18 protein-coding genes and 1 pseudogene are annotated in these 18,989 nt (G+C 41.6%); 6 read left to right on the forward strand and 13 right to left on the reverse strand.

Annotation, left to right across the window (positions count from 1 at the left end; genetic code table 11):
• The first annotated feature begins 1 nt into the window (after nt 1).
• Nucleotides 2-1,027 carry an IS701 family transposase gene (locus IM676_RS11350; RefSeq protein ID WP_200990024.1) on the forward strand — a complete coding sequence of 342 codons (1,026 nt, stop codon included), beginning with the start codon at nt 2-4 and terminating at the stop codon, nt 1,025-1,027.
• A gap of 223 nt (nt 1,028-1,250) precedes the next feature.
• Nucleotides 1,251-1,376, forward strand: a complete 126-nt coding sequence (locus tag IM676_RS20035) for a hypothetical protein (RefSeq protein WP_263973183.1) — start codon at nt 1,251-1,253, stop codon at nt 1,374-1,376.
• Between the two features lie 123 nt (nt 1,377-1,499).
• On the opposite strand, the gene recR is transcribed toward IM676_RS20035, so the two are convergent.
• The 6 genes and pseudogenes from recR to IM676_RS11385 all read right to left on the reverse strand — a co-directional run bounded on the left by recR (nt 1,500) and on the right by IM676_RS11385 (nt 8,139).
• Entirely contained in the window at nt 1,500-2,054 is a 555-nt protein-coding gene (gene recR / locus IM676_RS11360) for a recombination mediator RecR (protein WP_263973136.1), read from the reverse strand.
• 95 nt (nt 2,055-2,149) lie between these two features.
• Nucleotides 2,150-3,454 (reverse strand): S8 family peptidase, encoded by a 1,305-nt coding sequence (locus IM676_RS11365; RefSeq protein ID WP_200987020.1) that lies wholly within the window; start codon nt 3,452-3,454, stop codon nt 2,150-2,152.
• Nucleotides 3,455-3,726: 272 nt separating this feature from the next.
• Nucleotides 3,727-4,809: a photosystem II q(b) protein gene (gene psbA / locus IM676_RS11370; RefSeq protein ID WP_200987021.1), complete on the reverse strand. Its 1,083-nt coding sequence runs from the start codon at nt 4,807-4,809 to the stop codon at nt 3,727-3,729.
• 171 nt (nt 4,810-4,980) lie between these two features.
• On the reverse strand, nt 4,981-5,331 hold the full coding sequence (locus IM676_RS11375) for a histidine triad nucleotide-binding protein (RefSeq protein ID WP_200987022.1): 351 nt from the start codon (nt 5,329-5,331) through the stop codon (nt 4,981-4,983).
• Nucleotides 5,332-5,726: 395 nt separating this feature from the next.
• On the reverse strand, nt 5,727-7,106 hold the full coding sequence (locus IM676_RS11380; RefSeq protein ID WP_200987023.1) for an IS4 family transposase: 1,380 nt from the start codon (nt 7,104-7,106) through the stop codon (nt 5,727-5,729).
• Between the two features lie 318 nt (nt 7,107-7,424).
• Nucleotides 7,425-8,139 (reverse strand): annotated as a pseudogene (locus tag IM676_RS11385) (Uma2 family endonuclease).
• Nucleotides 8,140-8,308: 169 nt separating this feature from the next.
• Here IM676_RS11385 and IM676_RS11395 point away from each other — a divergent pair.
• From IM676_RS11395 to purB, 3 genes are all read left to right on the forward strand, one after another.
• On the forward strand, nt 8,309-8,725 hold the full coding sequence (locus tag IM676_RS11395; RefSeq protein ID WP_225880336.1) for a hypothetical protein: 417 nt from the start codon (nt 8,309-8,311) through the stop codon (nt 8,723-8,725).
• Between the two features lie 365 nt (nt 8,726-9,090).
• Nucleotides 9,091-10,623: a YifB family Mg chelatase-like AAA ATPase gene (locus IM676_RS11400; protein ID WP_200987024.1), complete on the forward strand. Its 1,533-nt coding sequence runs from the start codon at nt 9,091-9,093 to the stop codon at nt 10,621-10,623.
• A 53-nt stretch (nt 10,624-10,676) separates the two neighbouring features.
• The gene (gene purB / locus IM676_RS11405; protein ID WP_200987025.1) at nt 10,677-11,972 is read left to right on the forward strand and encodes an adenylosuccinate lyase; all 1,296 of its coding nucleotides are present in this window, start codon (nt 10,677-10,679) and stop codon (nt 11,970-11,972) included.
• 107 nt (nt 11,973-12,079) lie between these two features.
• On the opposite strand, the gene IM676_RS11410 is transcribed toward purB, so the two are convergent.
• The 4 genes from IM676_RS11410 to IM676_RS11425 all read right to left on the reverse strand — a co-directional run bounded on the left by IM676_RS11410 (nt 12,080) and on the right by IM676_RS11425 (nt 15,527).
• The gene (locus IM676_RS11410) at nt 12,080-12,541 is read right to left on the reverse strand and encodes a DUF2808 domain-containing protein (protein WP_200987026.1); all 462 of its coding nucleotides are present in this window, start codon (nt 12,539-12,541) and stop codon (nt 12,080-12,082) included.
• A 169-nt stretch (nt 12,542-12,710) separates the two neighbouring features.
• On the reverse strand, nt 12,711-13,877 hold the full coding sequence (gene hemH / locus IM676_RS11415) for a ferrochelatase (protein WP_200987027.1): 1,167 nt from the start codon (nt 13,875-13,877) through the stop codon (nt 12,711-12,713).
• Nucleotides 13,878-14,145: 268 nt separating this feature from the next.
• Nucleotides 14,146-15,030 carry an alpha/beta fold hydrolase gene (locus IM676_RS11420; protein WP_200987028.1) on the reverse strand — a complete coding sequence of 295 codons (885 nt, stop codon included), beginning with the start codon at nt 15,028-15,030 and terminating at the stop codon, nt 14,146-14,148.
• Between the two features lie 2 nt (nt 15,031-15,032).
• The gene (locus IM676_RS11425; protein ID WP_200987029.1) at nt 15,033-15,527 is read right to left on the reverse strand and encodes a HugZ family pyridoxamine 5'-phosphate oxidase; all 495 of its coding nucleotides are present in this window, start codon (nt 15,525-15,527) and stop codon (nt 15,033-15,035) included.
• Nucleotides 15,528-15,698: 171 nt separating this feature from the next.
• Between IM676_RS11425 and IM676_RS11430 the strand changes: the two genes are divergently transcribed.
• Entirely contained in the window at nt 15,699-17,183 is a 1,485-nt protein-coding gene (locus IM676_RS11430) for a CIA30 family protein (RefSeq protein ID WP_200987030.1), read from the forward strand.
• Nucleotides 17,184-17,418: 235 nt separating this feature from the next.
• On the opposite strand, the gene petE is transcribed toward IM676_RS11430, so the two are convergent.
• From petE to IM676_RS11445, 3 genes are all read right to left on the reverse strand, one after another.
• Nucleotides 17,419-17,838, reverse strand: a complete 420-nt coding sequence (gene petE / locus IM676_RS11435; RefSeq protein WP_200987031.1) for a plastocyanin — start codon at nt 17,836-17,838, stop codon at nt 17,419-17,421.
• 320 nt (nt 17,839-18,158) lie between these two features.
• Nucleotides 18,159-18,650, reverse strand: a complete 492-nt coding sequence (psbV, locus tag IM676_RS11440; protein WP_200987032.1) for a photosystem II cytochrome c-550 — start codon at nt 18,648-18,650, stop codon at nt 18,159-18,161.
• A 63-nt stretch (nt 18,651-18,713) separates the two neighbouring features.
• Nucleotides 18,714-18,971: a hypothetical protein gene (locus IM676_RS11445; protein WP_225880337.1), complete on the reverse strand. Its 258-nt coding sequence runs from the start codon at nt 18,969-18,971 to the stop codon at nt 18,714-18,716.
• Nucleotides 18,972-18,989 lie beyond the last annotated feature (18 nt).

Genomic DNA, 18,989 nt, shown 5'->3' on the forward strand with positions numbered 1-18,989 from the left:
AATTAGAAAAATCACGAAACCATCCACAGCGCAATGCAATCTAGACCTATACACCTTATTTTTACTGTCAGAGCCAAAGTTTGGGGGGTGCAGTAGGTTAGCAGAGATATTAGGAGACGTTTCACATGATAGTGTGAATCGCTTTTTATTGAGAGAGCGATATGAACCGAAAGATTTATTCAACATTATAGAAAAAGTTATTAACTTGGTAGGAGGAATACTAAGTGTAGATGATACAGTGATAGAAAAGATTTACAGCGACCCCAAAAATGCTGAATTAATCGGTTATTTTTGGTCAGGTAAAGCCCATAAAACAATTATTGGCTTAAATTTAATCACTCTATATTACAGTGATATTCATGGTAATTCAGTGCCAATAAATTACAGAATATATGATAAAAAGGAGGGAAAAACAAAAAACGATTATTTTAGAGAAATGGTAAGTGAAATAATAAGCTGGGGAGTCAAACCCAGAATTGTAACAGGTGATAGTTGGTATTCAGGAGTAGAAAATTTGAAATTCCTAAAAAACCAGAAATTGGGTTTTCTCTTCGGAATTGAAAAAAATAGAACTGTTTCAAATGAGCCACACAAGTATTGTCAAGTAAGCACTCTGGCTATTCCCGAAGAAGGATTAAGGACTCATCTGAAAGAATTTGGATTTATAAAGTTGTTGAGGAAAGACTTTAAAAAAGAAGACTCTAGACACTATATTTTGTATCTTCCAGATGAGGAAAGAATCGAGGATATAACTAGAAATGAATTTATGACAATTCATGATACTCATTGGGGAATTGAAACCTTTCATCGAGCCATAAAACAAGTATGTGGAATTTGTCGGTTCATGGTTAGGGATACTCATGCAATTAAGACTCACATCTTTTGTTCACTTCAAGCTTTTGTTAAGTTGGAGTTTATGCGCTCTGAAAAAATAATTAGCAATTGGTATGAAATACAACGGAATCTGTTTACTTTAGTTGTACGTGAGCATATTTTTGCTAATCTTAATAGCGATCGCATGATCTAGATATCATAGATCATATTTTTTGTCAATGCGTAAGTCCTATTTATATATATTTCTGTATTCTCGGCCACAAAAAGCGAATTAAATTCATCTCATTTCCAGAAAAAAAAATCTGTTTACCCCCATAAACTGTCTAAAGTTTTGTTAAGATGCTAATGAAAGTCATTGTTCCATGAGAACAGTAACAACAGCATAGAGTTGAAAAGGTGAAGCGATGAGCACCTATATGTTTTTTGAAGATGCCCTGAGAATGTTTGCCAATGTCTATTTGCTATCAGCAGTTATGCTCATAGCAGTTTCTGGTATTGGTTTAGCAGTGATAGAAACCATGGAAAAAACAGGAGAACCCTAAATAAACCCTCAAAAATGCCAGTTTTACTGGATGACCGCATCTACAGGTAAATCACCGTAAAACGACTGTAACTTATTTTTACTAGCGATCGCCTCGCAAGACCCCCCTTGATGGGATTGAAAACTATAATTCTCTGCGCCCCTCCAAGGCTCTAGCTAGTGTCACCTCATCGGCATAGTCCAAATCACCACCCACGGGTAGACCAAAAGCAATACGTGTTACCTTGGTAAATGGTTTTAGTAGCTGACCGATATAGAGGGTTGTTGTCTCCCCTTCTACAGTCGGACTAATAGCCACAATCACCTCTTGGATTTTTTGTTGACTCACCCGCCGCACCAAAGCTTGAATAGTTAGCTGTTCTGGGCCAATACCGTCCATAGGGGAAATCAACCCACCCAAAACATGATACTTACCTTTATATTCGCGGGTTTTTTCCAAAGCAATCACATCACGAGAATCAGCTACCACACAAATAGAGGTATTATCCCGGTTAGGATGACGACAAATTTCACAAACAGGATCAGCGGATAGGTGAAAACAAACAGAACACAAGCCTATCTGCTTTTTTGCATCCATCAAGGCTTGTGCTAGGGCTTCTACTTCGGCTTCGGGACGTTTTAAGATATGCAACGCCAATCTTTGGGCTGATTTGGGACCAACTCCTGGTAGGCGTTGCAACTGCTCTATTAACCGTGCTAAAGGACGTGTGTAAACCGTGGTTTTATCTCCAGTATTTTCTGCTCATTAACTATGATGACATTTTTATGTTCCTGTTACCTAGTCAAAGCACCATAAACATTCAGACGACCATTAGTTACAGTCTTCTTTACAAGGGAAGAAGTGGAAACTGCATTATTTAAAATGGCACTTCTCATCCGGGATGCAGTGGCTTGGGGATGGGCGGCGGCATAAAGAGCCACTCCGCCAGTGACATGGGGTGCAGCCATTGATGTGCCATTATAATAGGCATATCCACCCGGCACTGTTGACAGGATATTAGAACCCGGTGCGCCAATATGTACCGTTTTAGAACCGTAGTTAGAGAAGTTAGACAAGGCACCAGTGCTAGTAATGGAAGCTACTGCAATCACTGAGTTATAACTAGCGGCTGACTCAGTTCTTGTCCCTTTACTGGTATCGTAATTAGATGGGTAATTAGCTCTTTTATCGTTGTTGTTACTGGAGTTACCAGCAGCAGCTACAAAGAGAATATTGGCCTTGGCAGACCGAATAATGGCGTCGTGGAGTGCTTGGGAATATCCGCCGCCTCCCCAGGAGTTATTAGTGGCGACAATATTCAGTCCCTGACGAGTTTTTAAGTCGGTAATATAGTCAATAGCCTTGATGGCGTTAGCCAGTGTACCCCCATTCGCTCCTAAAAACTTGGCTGGAATAAATTTTACGTTCCAACTCACCCCGGCTACACCTATACCGTTAGCACCTTTAGCGCCAATGGTTCCAGCTACATGAGTGCCATGGGCATCTTCACTACCATCATAGACAGTATTATCGTTACTATTAAAGTCCCAGCCGTTGATGTCATCAACATAACCATTACCGTCATCGTCAATATTATTGACTGGGTCATTGGCATTAGTCCAGACATTACCAGTTAAATCTGGGTGTCCTATTTGCACCCCCGTATCAATCACCCCCACATATACAGTATCACTGCCTGTATATCCAGTTGCCCAAGCCTGGCCAGCTTGACTACCGAATTGATTAGCAGGATTTGTTGCACTCCCATACATTCCCCAGAGGTTACCATTAATATAGGAAGGGTCGTTTGATGTGGCGTAGTGCTGATAAATAAAATTGGGTTCCGCGAATTCTACGGATGGATCTTTTTGGATTTGGGCGATCGCCGCTTGAGGGGGTAGATTAGGTGTAGGTACGTACTTAACTAAGACTAAATCTCCTCTTTGAGATTTGCTGTGAGCTGCAACCACTGTTTCTAAAGCTCGTCCATTAATACTTTCATAAGCACGTTCCCGCCCTTGGTTAGTAGTATCTTTTTTGAACTGTACTAATAGTTCTCCTGGAACTGATTCTGCTTCTTCTGCTTCAGTACTGCTCACAGGGCTGTTCCCAGGACTCTGGGCTAGTGAAGGGAAGATAGTAAATCCACCAATACTGAGTGTAAAGATGAGTAAAAATGTTAGTAATGTTTTCCTCATAGGATCTTGCATGAAAAATACTTAATTCATACTTAGCATAGTCTACTTAAGTAAATCTACGAGAAAAAACAATTATTTTTAATCTGTGGCGTAATTAGGTAAAAAACAAAAAAAGCCCCCTATTTCTAGGAGGCTTTTTTCGATTCAGCTAAACTTGATTAATTAGCAATTAATTAGCCGTTGATTGCAGGAGCAGTCAAAGCAACAGGAGCAACTTCACCAGCAGCCAAGTCTAAGGGGAAGTTGTGAGCGTTACGCTCGTGCATTACTTCCATACCCAGGTTAGCGCGGTTGATCACATCAGCCCAGGTAGCGATGACGCGACCTTGAGAGTCAATTACTGATTGGTTGAAGTTGAAACCGTTCAAGTTGAACGCCATGGTGCTTACACCCAAAGCGGTGAACCAGATACCGATTACAGGCCAAGCAGCTAAGAAGAAGTGTAGTGAACGGCTGTTGTTAAAGGAAGCGTATTGGAAGATTAAGCGACCGAAGTAACCGTGAGCAGCTACAATGTTGTAGGTTTCTTCTTCTTGACCGAACTTGTAACCGTAGTTTTGAGATTCGGTTTCGGTTGTTTCACGTACCAAGGAGGAAGTTACCAAAGAACCGTGCATTGCAGAGAACAGAGAACCACCGAATACACCAGCTACACCTAACATATGGAAGGGGTGCATCAAGATGTTGTGTTCTGCTTGGAACACGATCATGAAGTTGAAGGTTCCAGAGATACCTAAAGGCATACCATCAGAGAATGAACCTTGACCGATGGGGTAAATTAGGAATACTGCGGTAGCAGATGCTAAAGGTGCAGAGTAAGCTACGCAGATCCAAGGACGCATTCCCAAGCGGTAAGATAGTTCCCACTGACGACCTAGGTAGCAAGCGCAACCAATCAGGAAGTGGAAAATTACCAACTGGTAAGGACCACCGTTGTACAACCACTCATCTAAGGAAGCTGCTTCCCAAATGGGGTAGAAGTGTAAGCCGATGGCGTTGGAGGAAGGAACAACTGCACCAGAGATGATGTTGTTTCCGTAGATTAAGGAGCCAGCTACTGGTTCGCGGATACCATCGATGTCTACAGGAGGAGCAGCGATGAAGGCGATGATGAAGCAGGTGGTAGCAGCTAGGAGGGTGGGGATCATGAGGACACCGAACCAACCGATGTAAATCCGGTTATCGGTGCTGGTGATCCACTCGCAGAAGCGATCCCATACGTTAGCGCTTTGGCGCTGTTGTAAGGTTGTGGTCATTTGTTTATGATTGCTTTTGTTTTTATGAGTTGAGTAGGTAAGCTTGCCTACTTGAATACTACCTTAGAGGAAAAGTTTTGATTTGTAAAGGGATTTTAATTAAAGTTTTCTGATGAACAAGATTTGTATTTCTAATGAATCGCATCCCAGACACGATTCATTCAGGTTTCATCAACCAGGAGGCCACTCCATGGGTCGTCCTCCCAGGATATGTAAATGTAAATGGTAGACAGTTTGACCACCATCAGCGCCGTTATTGATGACCACACGATAACCGTTGGTTAATCCAGCTGCTGTAGCTACTTGTTGTACGGTTAATAGAAGATGTCCTAAAAGAGCTTGGTCTTGAGATTCGGCATCTGCTAATTTAACTATGGGTTTTTTGGGAATAACAAGGATGTGAACTGGTGCTTGAGGGTTAACATCTGTAAAGGCTAAAGCCAAATCATCCTCATAAACGATGTTTGCGGGGATTTCCCGACGGATGATTTTACCGAAAATGGTATCTTTGGTTTCACTCATGTGGTTTTACCTAATATATCTGTTAGAGATTTTAGGGGATGGTTGGGTGAGGTGGCGTTAGCGATAGCTTAGAGGATGTTTGGAAAGTATTAAACAGGTAATTTTTATATTAGGGAACAGGGAACACCGGAACACCGGAGCAGGGAGCAGGGAGCAGGGAGCAGGGAATGGGGGACACTCCGAAACAATAAAATCCAGTCCCCTCCCCTTACAAGGCTATCCATTACCCACATCTTTCTTAACATTGCTGGAAGGCAAACACAATAAAGGTTGTAGAGATGTGCATAGTGGGGAGGATTGACAAAAAAGAATAAGTATGGATATTGAGAAGACCCAACAGGTGATTGAGTTTTTGAATACAGGGGCGAGGGGCTACCCTCCGCCATAGGCGATCGCTAAATGTCAAGATAAGATGGGGAATCGGAGTGAAGTAATTGCCAAGTAGCAGCAATATCGTGTAAGCGTCGTAGCCCACGCCAAATGGTTTTCACACCCGGTTCACCATCACCTTTGCGACCCAAAAAACCACCAAGAGTGGCAATCATTCGCACAGCATCATGCAAAGAAGGTGGGTGGTCTGGAGGAATAGGATTTTTGTTGATAGTGGCACATAAGGACTGCCATTCACTGTTTTCCAAAACAACATCACAAGGTAAATCAAGATGAACTCGTGCTTGATAAGTAAGCCATAACAATCGCCAAGCGACAATAGTATAAGTGGCTAGTGCCATGTGAATTCGGTCAGCAGTTTCCAGTTGTAATTTCTCGATGCCACAGCCACTTTTTAATGTGTAATGATAACGTTCTATCAACCAACGGTAAGTGTACCATTGAACACAACATGCAGCATCTTCTAGACTGTTAATTTCTAAGCTAGTAATTAATAACCAACTAATGGGATTTGTTCCTGGAGGTGGATTTTCCTCTTCTGCCAAAATTACTTGTAACCTGACAGGTTTTAGCTGTAAACGTCCAATATGGTGTAATGGTACTTGAATATCAAAACTCGTGAACCTAATTGTCAGTCTCGCCTGTCTGGAACTATGTTCTGGAGAGCGTTTTACTTCTACAGTCACTGTTCCAGATGCTTCGATTTGACGAATGGCAAGATGTAGATATTTGCCACAATGGTCTACTTTACGATTATGAGTCCCACGAATTAGTAAGTGTGATTTTTCTCGACGTTGCTGGTTAAAAAGGTCAAATATATCCGCCTCTGAGTCACCTATTGTTACTACTTCAATTTCTGAGGGAATCAAATTTTGTGTAGTCTGCAACCCATCCAACCAACGTTGACTTTCTTTTTCTTTTGTCTCTCGTTGACGACGTTTTTTAGCAATACCTAAATTCTCTTGTTCTCTTGCCCATACTTGCTGCTCAATAATTCCTAACGGTACTCCATTACTTGTGGCTGCAAGTGTTGAATGTACTTTTAATCCTGATGATTTTCTGTGGTCAAGATAACCTACTCCTTTTGTGGCTGGGTGCGATGTTAAATCTATGTTTGTTGTATCTTGTATTGCCAATACTATCTCATGTTTTTTGATTCTTTCTATGGTGCTGGATGTGTGGGCAGCACGAATATCACCTGCTTGAAAATGTGGTGATTTCCAAAAATTATATGTTGCCTTTGTTGCTGCTATATTTCCACAAGCAAGTGGTACACTACTATCTGGTTGTGCTGCCAAATCTTCTACTATCCTGATTAACCGCTTGTTTCGACGTGCATCCCCTAAGTTTACCTGTGCCAATTCTTTCGCTGCCCACTTTTCCATGATGCCATTACCCACTCTTCTCTTTCAAAACTATAGCCATCAAGGCTTTCACTCTGATGTTAAGTCTTTTGTCTAATTGTTAAGAAAGATGTGGGTAATGGATAGCCTTACAAGGGGAGGGTTAGGGTGGGGTGAAACAATAGTTGATACACTAATCATGAATTATCAAACATCCTCTTACCGTAGGTATCGCTTTTTTCCAGAGAAAAAGTTAAGCTGTAGTTTATTCGGTGCATCTATAGCTTTATGGCCAAACCTGCGGATGTCAGTACCAAACGAACCGTAATGCGTAACGCGAGATAAATAGATAAATATTGCTCACATATTACCAGCTTGAAAAATCTGTTGGGCAGTCAAATTCAAATCTGGAAAAGTGGGTGATATGATCTTTTCATCATTTCTAAACTGCCTTACTTGATACTCACCTTCAATTAATAAGTAAATAGATATAGTAGGTTGTTTAGGACTACCTATATAACGAATACCTCCTAAACCTAAATAATCAATAATCCAATATTCAGGAATACCAATCTCTTCATAATCTCGTAATTTAGTTAAGTAGTCATCACGCCAAGTACTAACAACCTCAATAATTAAAGGAATAGAAGCAGCTTGAGTTACAGTTGATTGTTTTTGCCACAGGGGTTCATTGACTAAATTAGTTTTGTTTAATAATAGAATATCTGGTACATAACCTGATTCGCTTTCAGGTGGTTTGACTAATGCTTGTTTGGGAATGGAATAAGATAACTTCAGTCTTTTGTATTCAGTTACTAATTCTTCTATCAAGAATCCTATGATATAGCAGGGGGCAGGGGGTAGGGAGCAGGGGGAAGCCTTCAAACGCTTGAATTTCAATGGTTTTATCTTCTGTTTATGTCCTAACCACCTTGGCGGTTGCTATATCTTCATGTAGTCCTAATGGTTGTGACATTTCAACAATTACTCCATTATGCAGTTCATAGCGTTCTCCATCTGGTTTCCAATCTGCAAATTCTGCAAAGGTTACTGGTTTTTGTAAAACTTGAACCATGATTTATATACCTTAACTTTACTGTTATGGATGATTTAATTATACTTGATAGAGAATGAATTATCCCAACTACAGCAGTTTGCGAAGGTATGCGGTACAGATTTTGCAGCCAAGATACCTGCACCACAAAAGTTTGATTATTGCAGGTTGTACCTCATTTGAATAAAATATGCTGTATCAATTATCGGGACATCACATCTTTTCCCGCAAAACTGACGGTTCTTGGTTGCGAGGTTTAACCAACTTCACCTTAGATAATCCCCAGAAAATGACTAAATGGGTAGTTGGTGGGGCAGTTGTGCCTTTTCCTGTGCAATTAATTCAGAGTATTGTTGGTATATTGTCGGTAGAAACATCAGGAAAAACTGTAATTCCGTCCTATGGTCAGTTAAATATCACTGTGAATAATCAAATTATTAACTCACCTATTGGTAAGGAAGGAGATTTTTATTTAGACAGTGTTGCTCCGGGAAAATATCCAGCTAATGTGGACTATGAAGGCGGTATTTGTAATTTTGAGCTAACTATTCCCCAGTCTCAGGAACAAATGGTTAATTTAGGTAATTTAAAGTGTATCATTCCTTAGAGGGTGTTTGATAAGTCATGATTAGTGTATCAACTATTGTTTGACCCCACCCTAACCCTCCCCTTGTAAGGGGAGGGGACTGGATTTTATTCTTTTTTGTGCGGTCGGTGAGCGAAGTCGATAGCGATAGCGTGGCGTTAGCCATACCGTGTTCCCCAATCCTTCCTAATCCTTCCTAATCCTTCCCAATCCTTCCGGTGTTCCCTGTTCCCTAATATAAAAATTACCTGTTTAATACTTTCCAAACATCCTCTTAGAGGGTGTTTCAAAGGTTTTTAATAGCATTTGTATTCGGTGATTAGACTCATTGTTAATTTACCTGAAAATCTGCTTTGATATAATTAGGGTTTATTCATATATGAACAATGCTGGCTAGAGTCTGGAGTGCATCTATTGTTGGTATCGACGCGGTTAAGGTGGGTGTGGAAGTGGATGTTTCTGGTGGTTTACCGGGAATTATAATTTTAGGTTTACCAGATTCCGCGATTCAAGAATCAAAAGAACGGGTAAAAGCAACATTGAAAAATGCGGGTTTTGCTTTTCCCATGAGAAAGATTGTAATTAACCTCACTCCCGCAGATTTAAGGAAAGAAGGACCTGCTTTTGATTTACCTATTAGTGTGGGAATTTTAGCTGCTTCTGAACAAGTAAACCCTGATTTATTAGGGGATTTTTTATTTTTAGGTGAAGTTTCTTTAGATGGTAGTTTGCGTCCGGTTGCTGGTGTTTTACCTATTGCTGCAACTGCTGAAAAAATGGGAATTTCTGGTTTAGTTGTTCCTGCTGACAATGCTCAAGAAGCTGCCGTTGTCCAAGGATTAAATGTTTATGGTTGTCATCATATTTCTGATGTAGTTGATTTACTAAATAATCCTGGGAAATTCAAACCTGTTAAATTAAATGAAAACCCAAAGACATTAGCAGCAACATCTTCAATTGTAGCAGATTTAAAGGATGTCAAAGGACAGGCTCATGCTCGTCGGGCTTTAGAAATTGCCGCAGCTGGTGGTCATAACTTAATCTTTGTCGGGCCGCCGGGGAGTGGTAAAACTATGTTAGCCAGACGGTTACCAGGAATTTTACCACCTTTGGAGTTTGCCGAGTCCCTAGAAGTCACTCGCATTCACTCTGTAGCTGGGTTATTAAAAAACCGCGGCTCCTTAGTGCGTGATCGCCCCTTCCGCAGTCCTCACCATTCAGCATCTGGACCTTCTCTAGTTGGGGGTGGGAGTTTTCCCCGTCCAGGAGAAATTTCTTTATCTCACCTAGGGATTCTGTTTCTGGATGAGTTAACCGAATTTAAACGGGATGTTTTAGAATTTCTGCGCCAACCCTTAGAGGATGGCTATGTGACAATTTCCCGCACGAGACAATCTGTAATGTTTCCGGCGCAGTTTACCCTAGTAGCTAGCACTAATCCCTGTCCTTGCGGTTACTATGGCGATACCATTCAACCATGTACCTGTTCACCTAGGCAACGAGAAAATTATTGGGCCAAGCTTTCGGGTCCGTTAATGGATCGCATTGACTTACAAGTTGCAGTCAATCGCTTAAAACCTGAAGAAATTACCCAAGAACCCACAGGAGAAACTTCGGCCTCAGTTCTAGCCAGAGTGAAGCAAGCGCGAGAAATCGCTAATACCCGGTTTCAGGGAGAAGCAAATCTGCGTTGTAATGCTCAAATGCAAAGTAAGCATCTGCAAAAATGGTGTAAGTTAGATGATTCTAGTCGCAGTTTATTAGAAGCAGCAATTAGAAAACTGGGTTTATCCGCCAGAGCCAGCGATCGCATCCTCAAAGTAGGGCGGACAATTGCAGATTTAGCCGCAGAAGATGAAATTAAAGCCAATCATATCGCCGAAGCAATTCAGTATCGGACTATTGACAGAATGCAGTGAAATTTTTTGCCTATTAAACTGTAGAATATGACAGTTGTATTCTGCCGCGAACGTTGATTGAGCGTTATACTTTGCCCGAAATGGGCAACCTGTGGACTGAATCTTACAAATTAAAAACCTGGCTACAGGTAGAGATTGCAGTTTGTGAAGCCCAAGCTGAACTGGGTTATATCCCTGCTCAGGCAGTGGAGGAAATTAAAGCTAAGGCGAATTTTGACCCGAAGCGAGTCTTAGAAATTGAAGCTGAAGTCCGTCATGACGTCATTGCTTTTTTAACTAATGTCAATGAATATGTGGGTGATGCGGGGCGCTATATTCATCTAGGGTTAACCAGTTCCGATGTCTTAGATACAGCTTTAGGATTGCAACTAGTTGCTAGTCTCGATGTTATATCCGAACATCTAGAAAATTTGATTCAGGCAATTCGCCAAAAGGCGCGAGAACACCGTGATACAGTCATGATTGGCCGTTCCCACGGGATTCATGCTGAACCCATGACCTTTGGTTTTAAATTAGCTGGGTGGTTAGCAGAAGTGCTGCGCCATCAACAAAGGCTCAAAGTTATGCGGGAAACCATCGCCGTGGGTAAAATTTCCGGTGCAGTGGGAACCTATGCTAATATTGAACCGCGGGTGGAAGCTATCGCTTGCCAAAAACTGGGACTCACACCTGATACAGCCTCGACACAAGTTATTTCTCGCGATCGCCATGCTGACTACGTGCAACAATTAGCCTTAGTTGCAGCATCCATTGAACGCTTTGCCGTAGAAATTCGCAACCTCCAAAAAACAGACGTTTTAGAAGTTGAAGAATTTTTTGCCAAGGGTCAAAAGGGTTCCTCAGCAATGCCTCACAAACGTAACCCCATCCGTTCCGAAAGACTAACAGGAATGGCGCGCCTAGTGAGAAGTCATGCGGGAGCAGCCCTAGAAAACGTCGCCCTATGGCATGAACGGGACATTTCCCATAGTTCCGTAGAACGGGTAATTTTACCAGATGCTTGTATTTTAACACATTTTATGCTAGTTGAAATCACAGAACTGGTAAAAAACCTCCTAGTCTATCCAGAAAACATGGCGCGGAACCTGAACTGTTACGGCGGTGTAGTTTTTAGCCAAAAAGTCCTACTAGCCTTGATAGACAAAGGACTAAAACGAGAAGAAGCCTATGGGATTGTCCAAGAAAGCGCCCATGCTGCTTGGAACAAACCAGACGGAAACTTCCACCACCTAATCACTCAAGACCCCCGTGTAACTCAAAAGTTATCACCCGCAGAAATTGCTCAGTGTTTTGACCCACAACAACACCTGCGGCATTTAGATCAAGTTTACCAAAGACTAGACATTTAAACCCAACTAGGCACAGAAGACCAGAGAGAAAAGGGAAAGGGACAATCAAAGGTTTTCCTTCTCTTTCTTCCCTGGTGCGTTTCCTGTAAAAAACACAACGAGCAGAATCAATACACCTCAACTCGAGCCAAACCATAGGGTATTTCCCCAACAAAGCCCACATGGTTGCCAAAAACTTGATAGTGAAAAACTCCCTGAGTCATAGGTACATATCCTAAATCCCTGATAGCAATTTCTAAAGTAGTTCCCGAAGCCACAGGTTGATCAAAATTGATTTTCAACCTGTCATCTTCCCTAGACACCTGTGCATCAACAGTTGCACCAGACTCATCAGTTACTTCAATATTCTCACCAACATCCATCAGTTCTGACGGACGAATAGTCAGGCTAGATAAAGGCTGTTCACCAGTATACAGACTAATGTAATGCCTATCAGTTAAACCGGTAGTACTGCTAATGCGAGGGGCATTTTGATCATACTCGATTTCTTGACCCTGAGCTATAGCCGGAACACCCATAGATGCCATGGCTAAACTTAAAGTCCATAAGCAAATCAATTTTTTCATCATGATATAAACTTTGAACCTGTTAAATTTCAAGTTACAAAAGTTAAAAATAGATTACGTCTGACCAAGGAAATATTTAATCCGTAGTGATCATCCGCAAGTATGATTTTAATAAAAGCAGGGGCGTAAACCGTTACGTCCCCATAAAGACAATTTCTATTTCCTGGTTAATTTATTGCAAAAGACCAATCAAATGTAGCAAACCATGGCCAGTAACTAGCTCAATAATTAAAGCAATAAAACCAACCATAGCAATACGACCATTCCAGACCTCGGCGCTGGTGGTCATACCCCATTCCCAGTTTTCTTGGGGATACATTTTCACCTTTTTTTTCATTTGTGCAGCTTGGGAAAGCTTGAAACTGGGCTGGTCTACAGCCTCAATTACTAGTTCCGCCAGTGCTTTAATAAATACCGGATGAGTATTAGGGGCTGGAGCGCGACGGAAGTTATGGATTCCTGCATCTTCAGCTATTTCTCGATATTCAATATCAATTTCTTGCAGAGTCTCGATGTGTTCCGATACAAAACTGATAGGTACAACCACTAAATCTTTGACACCTTGTGCCCCCAGTTGTTGCAGCGCATCTTCAGTATAAGGCTGGAGCCATTCTACCGGACCAACACGACTTTGGTAAGCTAAAGTATACAGATTGGGTCGATTGAGAGTCTGCATAATTAGAGCAGTACATTCCTCAATTTCTTGCTCATAGGGGTCTCCAGCTTCTTCAACATAGCTTTTAGGGACACCGTGAGCACTGAAAAAGATATGAGCCTGATCGGGATGGGGACATTTATCTAGTTCTTGGGCGATCAGTTCGGCCATCACCCGCAGATAACTGGGTTGTTTGTACCAAGAGGGGATGACAGTATAATCCCTGGGCTGAAGTTCTGGCTGTTCTCGCCAAAGTTTTTCTAACAGCCGAAAACTAGAACCACTGGTACTAATAGAAAATTGTGGGTACAGTGGTAGAATTACTAGCTGTTCAATTTTGTCTTGAGCAATTTCGGCGATCGCCTCCTCTGTGTAAGGATGCCAATAACGCATTCCTACATAGATATTGACCTCTTTTCCCAAATCTGCCAACTTTTGTTTGAGAGCTTCTCCTTGAGCCTCTGTAATTCGCCGCAGTGGGGAACCGCCGCCAATTTGCTTATAGTTGGCTTGAGATGTTTTGGTGCGCCGTGAGGCAATAAACCAAGCTAGGGGTTTTTGCAGCCAGCGAAACGGTAGGCGAATAATTTCTGGGTCGGAAAATAGGTTATACAAAAACGGCCCGACATCCTCTAACTTATCAGGTCCACCGAGATTGAGTAATAAAACGCCTACACGACTCATAGCAGTTATTTTCCCCCAATCCTTTCAGATTTTGTACTAATGTTAACAATTATATCTTTATTAAATAATAAAGCTTTCTAGTCAACAAACATAAAATGTCAACAATCTTAAAATATTGGTGTCAACTATATCCAAGATTTGACAATGACCTGCCTAGGACACCTTGCAGTCAGCCGTTATGACTTGACATCCCCCTCATGGGTGAAAAGTGCAATTTTCGATAATTATTTAGTATAAATTCACATAAATTAACATATTGCCATGTTGGTTAAAAATAAGGTTGTAATAGACCAATGAACACTTCCGGAGTTTCTAGATGGGGTAATACTCCTGTCTGGGCGATCGCATAAAAATCACGAATTCCGGCTATATTGAGACTAGCTAAACGTCGCCCTAACTGAATGTCAGTAAATTGTGCATCCTCTCCCCAAAACATCACCGTGGGAATTTGCAGTTGCTGGATGTACAAACTCAAATCAAAATAAAGGTCTCCCCGTAAAAACGCCAAAGCCGAAAACTTAGCATGAGGCTGTTGTGCAGAAGTTAAATAAGCTGCCACAATTTCTGGAGAAACCCGTTCTGGTTTGGCAAACAGAAAATTTTGCAAAAAATTTCTCACAGCAATTTCATTTTCAGCCCCCAGAGTATAAATCAAATTATCCAATAAAGGGGAATTAATAATTGGTAATGGTAACCTACGTCCACTCCCCTGGCCAAAGTCATCAAACCCAGATGGACACACCAAAAACAAGCTTTGAAATAAATCAGGATGGCTAATAGCTAGACGAATAGTAAAAGCCGCCGTCAAAGAAGAAGCCACCACAGTTACTGGTTGGCGGCAAGTTTGGCGGATAAACTCGTTAATAGTAGTCAAATAATCGCTAATTTGATAATTCCGCACTGGATGAGCAGAAGCACCCCACCCAATTAAATCAGGTGCTAAGACTCGGTGGGTAGCTGCAAAAGCCGGGTAAACCTTAGACCACTCATAAGCAGAAGCGCCACCGCCAAAATTATGGAGAAACAGTAAAGTTGGTAAATCTTCAGTATCGGCATTTAACCAGGGTGCAGTGGTTTGAGTATAGTAAACCATAGCCCCAAGGGACGTATTAATCACTTTCTCCCCAAAGCCAGGAGGTTGAAACTGCAGCATGATCAATTTTTTCCAGTCAAATGAACCAGTTTATCCAGTTGCTCACCACGAATTTTATAAGCCGTACCAAAACCAATGACAAAACGACCAGCAGTAGGAGTTAAGCAAAAAATCCGAAAATCAGCTAACCCCCGGAAAACTTCAATCAACTCTCCAAAACGGGCTTGAAATTGAGCCACAATTTGCTTCCAAACCTCAGTTTCACGCTCCATCAAAGTAGCAGTACAATCAAAACTCAAACGGCGACGGGCAAAAATTTGCTCACACTGGGATTCATCCTCAATAAATAACACACTCACATGAGGATTCCCATGGATATTTTGGGTGTGGGTGGATAGACCACTGACATAGATATAAATATTTTTAGCTTCATCCATGACAAAAGGCGCATAACTAGCATTAGGTATTCCTTCTGTGCTAACAGTACCAATAATTATACTTTCGACTGTTTGGGGAAAAGTTTCATACTCAGCTTGAGCTTTTTCAATTTGGCTCATAAGTCAACCTTGGTTATGTTCAACTCCACAATTTCCAGATTGTTCCACCTTAGCACCACAGTTGCTGCATTCTTGCCAGGTTTTCCACACCTTGGCTTTGCTGAATATAGGGTCTGGTGATGGTTCCGTTATTATATATCTAGTAAGAGTAAAAATTATGAGGACGCGATTGTGACTGACAAAAATCGTTCTCAATGGGACTTAGGGAGGTTTATTGATACCCTAACCTATTTCGAGGTGTTTCCTTTGCTTAACTGGGTACAGCAGTTAATTAAAGGTCGTCCTAGCGATCATGATAGTCTACCTAATGGAGGAACAAATGTGGGTGTAATACTAGTAGCAGGTGCTACGGGTGGCGTGGGTAAACGAGTGGTGCGGCGACTGTTAGCAGCAGGTCATCAAGTCCGGGCTATTGTGCGCGATATTGACAAAGCTAGGTCAATCCTGGGTCATAATGTTGACTTAGTAGTTGCGGATATCACTAAACCGGAAACCTTAAACCCTATGGTGATGGCTAACATCAAAGCCTTAATTTGTTGTACCGCAGTCCGTGTGCAACCAGTGGAAGGGGATACACCTGATCGAGCCAAATATAATCAAGGTGTAAAATTTTATATGCCAGAAGTGGTGGGTGATACTCCCGAAAATGTGGAATATCAAGGTGTGAAAAACTTGGTAACAGCAGCTGCTCAATACCTACCCCCAGCTAATGAAAAGCTCATCTTTGATTTTACCCACCCCTCGGCTGAACTAAAAAGTATTTGGGGCGCAGTGGATGATGTGGTTATGGGTGGTGTGAGTGCTAGTAATATGCAATTACTGGAAAATAGGGCGGTGTTTTCTGGGAATGTTTCCACAGCTAACTCTGGGGGGTTTGCTTCGGTGAGAACCAAGAATTTTCAACCTCCCTTTGATTTATCTGGTTACGAGGGTGTGGAATTACGTGTCAAAGGTGACGGTCAACGCTATAAACTATTTTTACGCACAGATACTAAATGGGATGGTGTTGGTTACAGTTATTCTTTTGATACTGTAGATAATACTTGGATAACTATTCGTGTTGCTTTTCAAGATTTAGTTCCTGTATTTCGCGCTAAAATTGTGGGAGATTCTCCACCTATTGATAATAGTAGAGTTGCGTCATTTCAACTGATGTTGAGTAAGTTTGAATATGATGGCGCTTTAAATCCCAAGTTTTCAGCCGGTGGTTTTGCTTTACACATTGAATATATCAAAGCATACGGTGGGCAGACTTTACCCCAGTTTGTCCTGGTTAGTTCCGCTGGTGTTACTCGTCCGGGAAGACCGGGAATTAATTTAGATGAAGAACCCCCAGCAGTGCGGTTAAATGACCAGTTGGGAGGAATTTTAACATGGAAGCTCAAGGGGGAAGATAGTTTAAGAGCTAGTGGTATTCCTTATACTATTATTAGACCTTGCGCTTTAACTGAGGAAGTGGGGGGTAAGGAATTAATTTTGGATCAGGGTGATAATATTAGAGGTAAAATCAGCCGCGATGATGTGGCGGAGCTTTGTGTGCGATCGCTAGAGCAATCAAAGGCCTGTAATTTGACTGTAGAGGTGAAAGCAGGAGAAAATACTACTAATAATAATATTAATTGGCAAGAGCTATTTTCTCATTTACAGCCGGATTAATCAATTTACCCAGGGGACACAGACCAGATTTAAATAAAATCTATGAATCTTCACCACTAGTAGTTAAGGTTCAACAACAGGCTACTTTCCAGGGAATCAACATAAAAACTAGCGGTAATAAGTCCATTTATCTATCGCCAAAAACTCTCAATACTCTTGGCAAAAGTCAGACTCATTACCGCGCTGGTTTGGCTAACTATCCCAACAAAATTACAAAAGTCAAAGTATCGAGGCTCTAGCCTTCAACAGTCAACTTACCAACCATACCAGCACCGCGGTGAGGTTCGCAATAGAAGGTGTACTCACCAGCAGGTGCGTCTGCGGGAATTGTGGTGGTTTGGCTTTGACCAGGACTCATCAGTAATTGCTTGTGAGACAACCCTTTGGCTAAGTCAGAACTCTTAGCGGGGTTTTGCGCTGGGTCAAAAACAACGTTATGGGGAGGAACTTTGTTGTTTACCCACTCAATAGTGTCCCCTGGTTTAACTGTCAATTTACTTGGTTCAAAGGCCAGCATTCCTTTGTCGCTACCCAGTTTGACCTTAAAGGTTTCAGCTGAAGCGCTGGGTGTGAAAATCACAAAGCTGCTAACAACTAAAAGGACTGTCAACACGGACAGAGTCAAACGTCGCCAGCTGGCAGTAAATAATTTCATGGCTTTCTCCTAACTATAATTTTTATTTCCCTTCCTTATTTTAAATAAAATTAACGCCAAAATATGACAATCCGTCGTAGATAAAATTTTTTTTTCACAATTGGGGCTAAATCATTAGCTGTATAACATAAGATAATTACCTACAGTCTTTACATTGAATCAATTTAGGAGTTAATTTGAGATGTTCACAGCCAGTTTTGCCAATTTTTGAGTAGGGACAATTCATCTTGTCCCTACATCATCAGGGGTTCCCTGCAAACAACACAGGCTTTTGACCTGATGTCTAGTCAGTATCCAGTTAAACGTGATCCCTGGGAAATTTAGTAATAAATTTTACCGCCTCCCCACTTATCACCAACTACCTTTGGTTGTAGCAGAATATGACCTGCGATCGCCACCAAGTCATCCTCAGTGAGATTTCTCATTTCTGTGAAAATATCTGCACTCTTAATACTGGGGTGTAACTCAGAAATTTCCTCTTCTCCGTCATAGGTAGTGGGATTTTTCATATAGTCCACCAATCCCTCAATATTATCCCGCTTTGGTGTTGCCAGTGCCAGAGCTTCTGGTTCTAGTCCCACGTTTTGGTTAGTCTTGGTAACACCACCAGCATGACATTGGGCGCAAGCATATTGAAATAAGCGTTTACCTTCTTTTACTTGTTTAAGGCTCAATACAACCTGGTCACCCTGGTCATTTAATTTCACTGTTCTAATAGCTTCGTCCAGTTCTAATGCTGTCGCGCCACCGACAACCAACTGAAAAGTCAGCAAAATGGTAGCAACAACAACACCAATTAGTCTTTTAAACATGTTTCCCCTTAAAGATGATAACGCTCAACACAGCTAATAAAGCGATGGTCAATCTCCATGTTGCTAATGACAGCTATTATTTTTTGCCATTAGCTCAAGCATGAAATAGCCTTTGACGTCACCACCCTTTAACGCCAAATTAGTCTTTTGGTATTTCTGGGCAATTTGCAGTTGGTTATACAGAGAAAACACTCTTGCTACAGGACGACTGTAGTCTGCTGCGATCTCTGCGGTCAGTAGGTTTACAAAACCCATAATAGTGATTAGCACAACAGATAGAGATTGAGTCGCTCTAATACCAATATCATGTTCAGAGTCCAATTTGTTGCCTAAAATCTG

The organism is Anabaenopsis elenkinii CCIBt3563, from assembly GCF_015245355.1.
Taxonomy (GTDB): domain Bacteria; phylum Cyanobacteriota; class Cyanobacteriia; order Cyanobacteriales; family Nostocaceae; genus Anabaenopsis; species Anabaenopsis elenkinii.

Coding starts and splice junctions, on each gene's coding strand:
- IM676_RS11400 (WP_200987024.1), top strand. CDS start 9,091: ATGCTGGCTAGAGTCTGGAGTGCATCTATTGTTGGTATCGACGCGGTT.
- petE (WP_200987031.1), bottom strand. CDS start 17,838: ATGAAATTATTTACTGCCAGCTGGCGACGTTTGACTCTGTCCGTGTTG.
- hemH (WP_200987027.1), bottom strand. CDS start 13,877: ATGAGTCGTGTAGGCGTTTTATTACTCAATCTCGGTGGACCTGATAAG.
- IM676_RS20035 (WP_263973183.1), top strand. CDS start 1,251: ATGTTTTTTGAAGATGCCCTGAGAATGTTTGCCAATGTCTATTTGCTA.
- psbA (WP_200987021.1), bottom strand. CDS start 4,809: ATGACCACAACCTTACAACAGCGCCAAAGCGCTAACGTATGGGATCGC.
- IM676_RS11395 (WP_225880336.1), top strand. CDS start 8,309: ATGCTGTATCAATTATCGGGACATCACATCTTTTCCCGCAAAACTGAC.
- IM676_RS11375 (WP_200987022.1), bottom strand. CDS start 5,331: ATGAGTGAAACCAAAGATACCATTTTCGGTAAAATCATCCGTCGGGAA.
- IM676_RS11380 (WP_200987023.1), bottom strand. CDS start 7,106: ATGGAAAAGTGGGCAGCGAAAGAATTGGCACAGGTAAACTTAGGGGAT.
- IM676_RS11410 (WP_200987026.1), bottom strand. CDS start 12,541: ATGATGAAAAAATTGATTTGCTTATGGACTTTAAGTTTAGCCATGGCA.
- IM676_RS11420 (WP_200987028.1), bottom strand. CDS start 15,030: ATGCTGCAGTTTCAACCTCCTGGCTTTGGGGAGAAAGTGATTAATACG.
- psbV (WP_200987032.1), bottom strand. CDS start 18,650: ATGTTTAAAAGACTAATTGGTGTTGTTGTTGCTACCATTTTGCTGACT.
- IM676_RS11425 (WP_200987029.1), bottom strand. CDS start 15,527: ATGAGCCAAATTGAAAAAGCTCAAGCTGAGTATGAAACTTTTCCCCAA.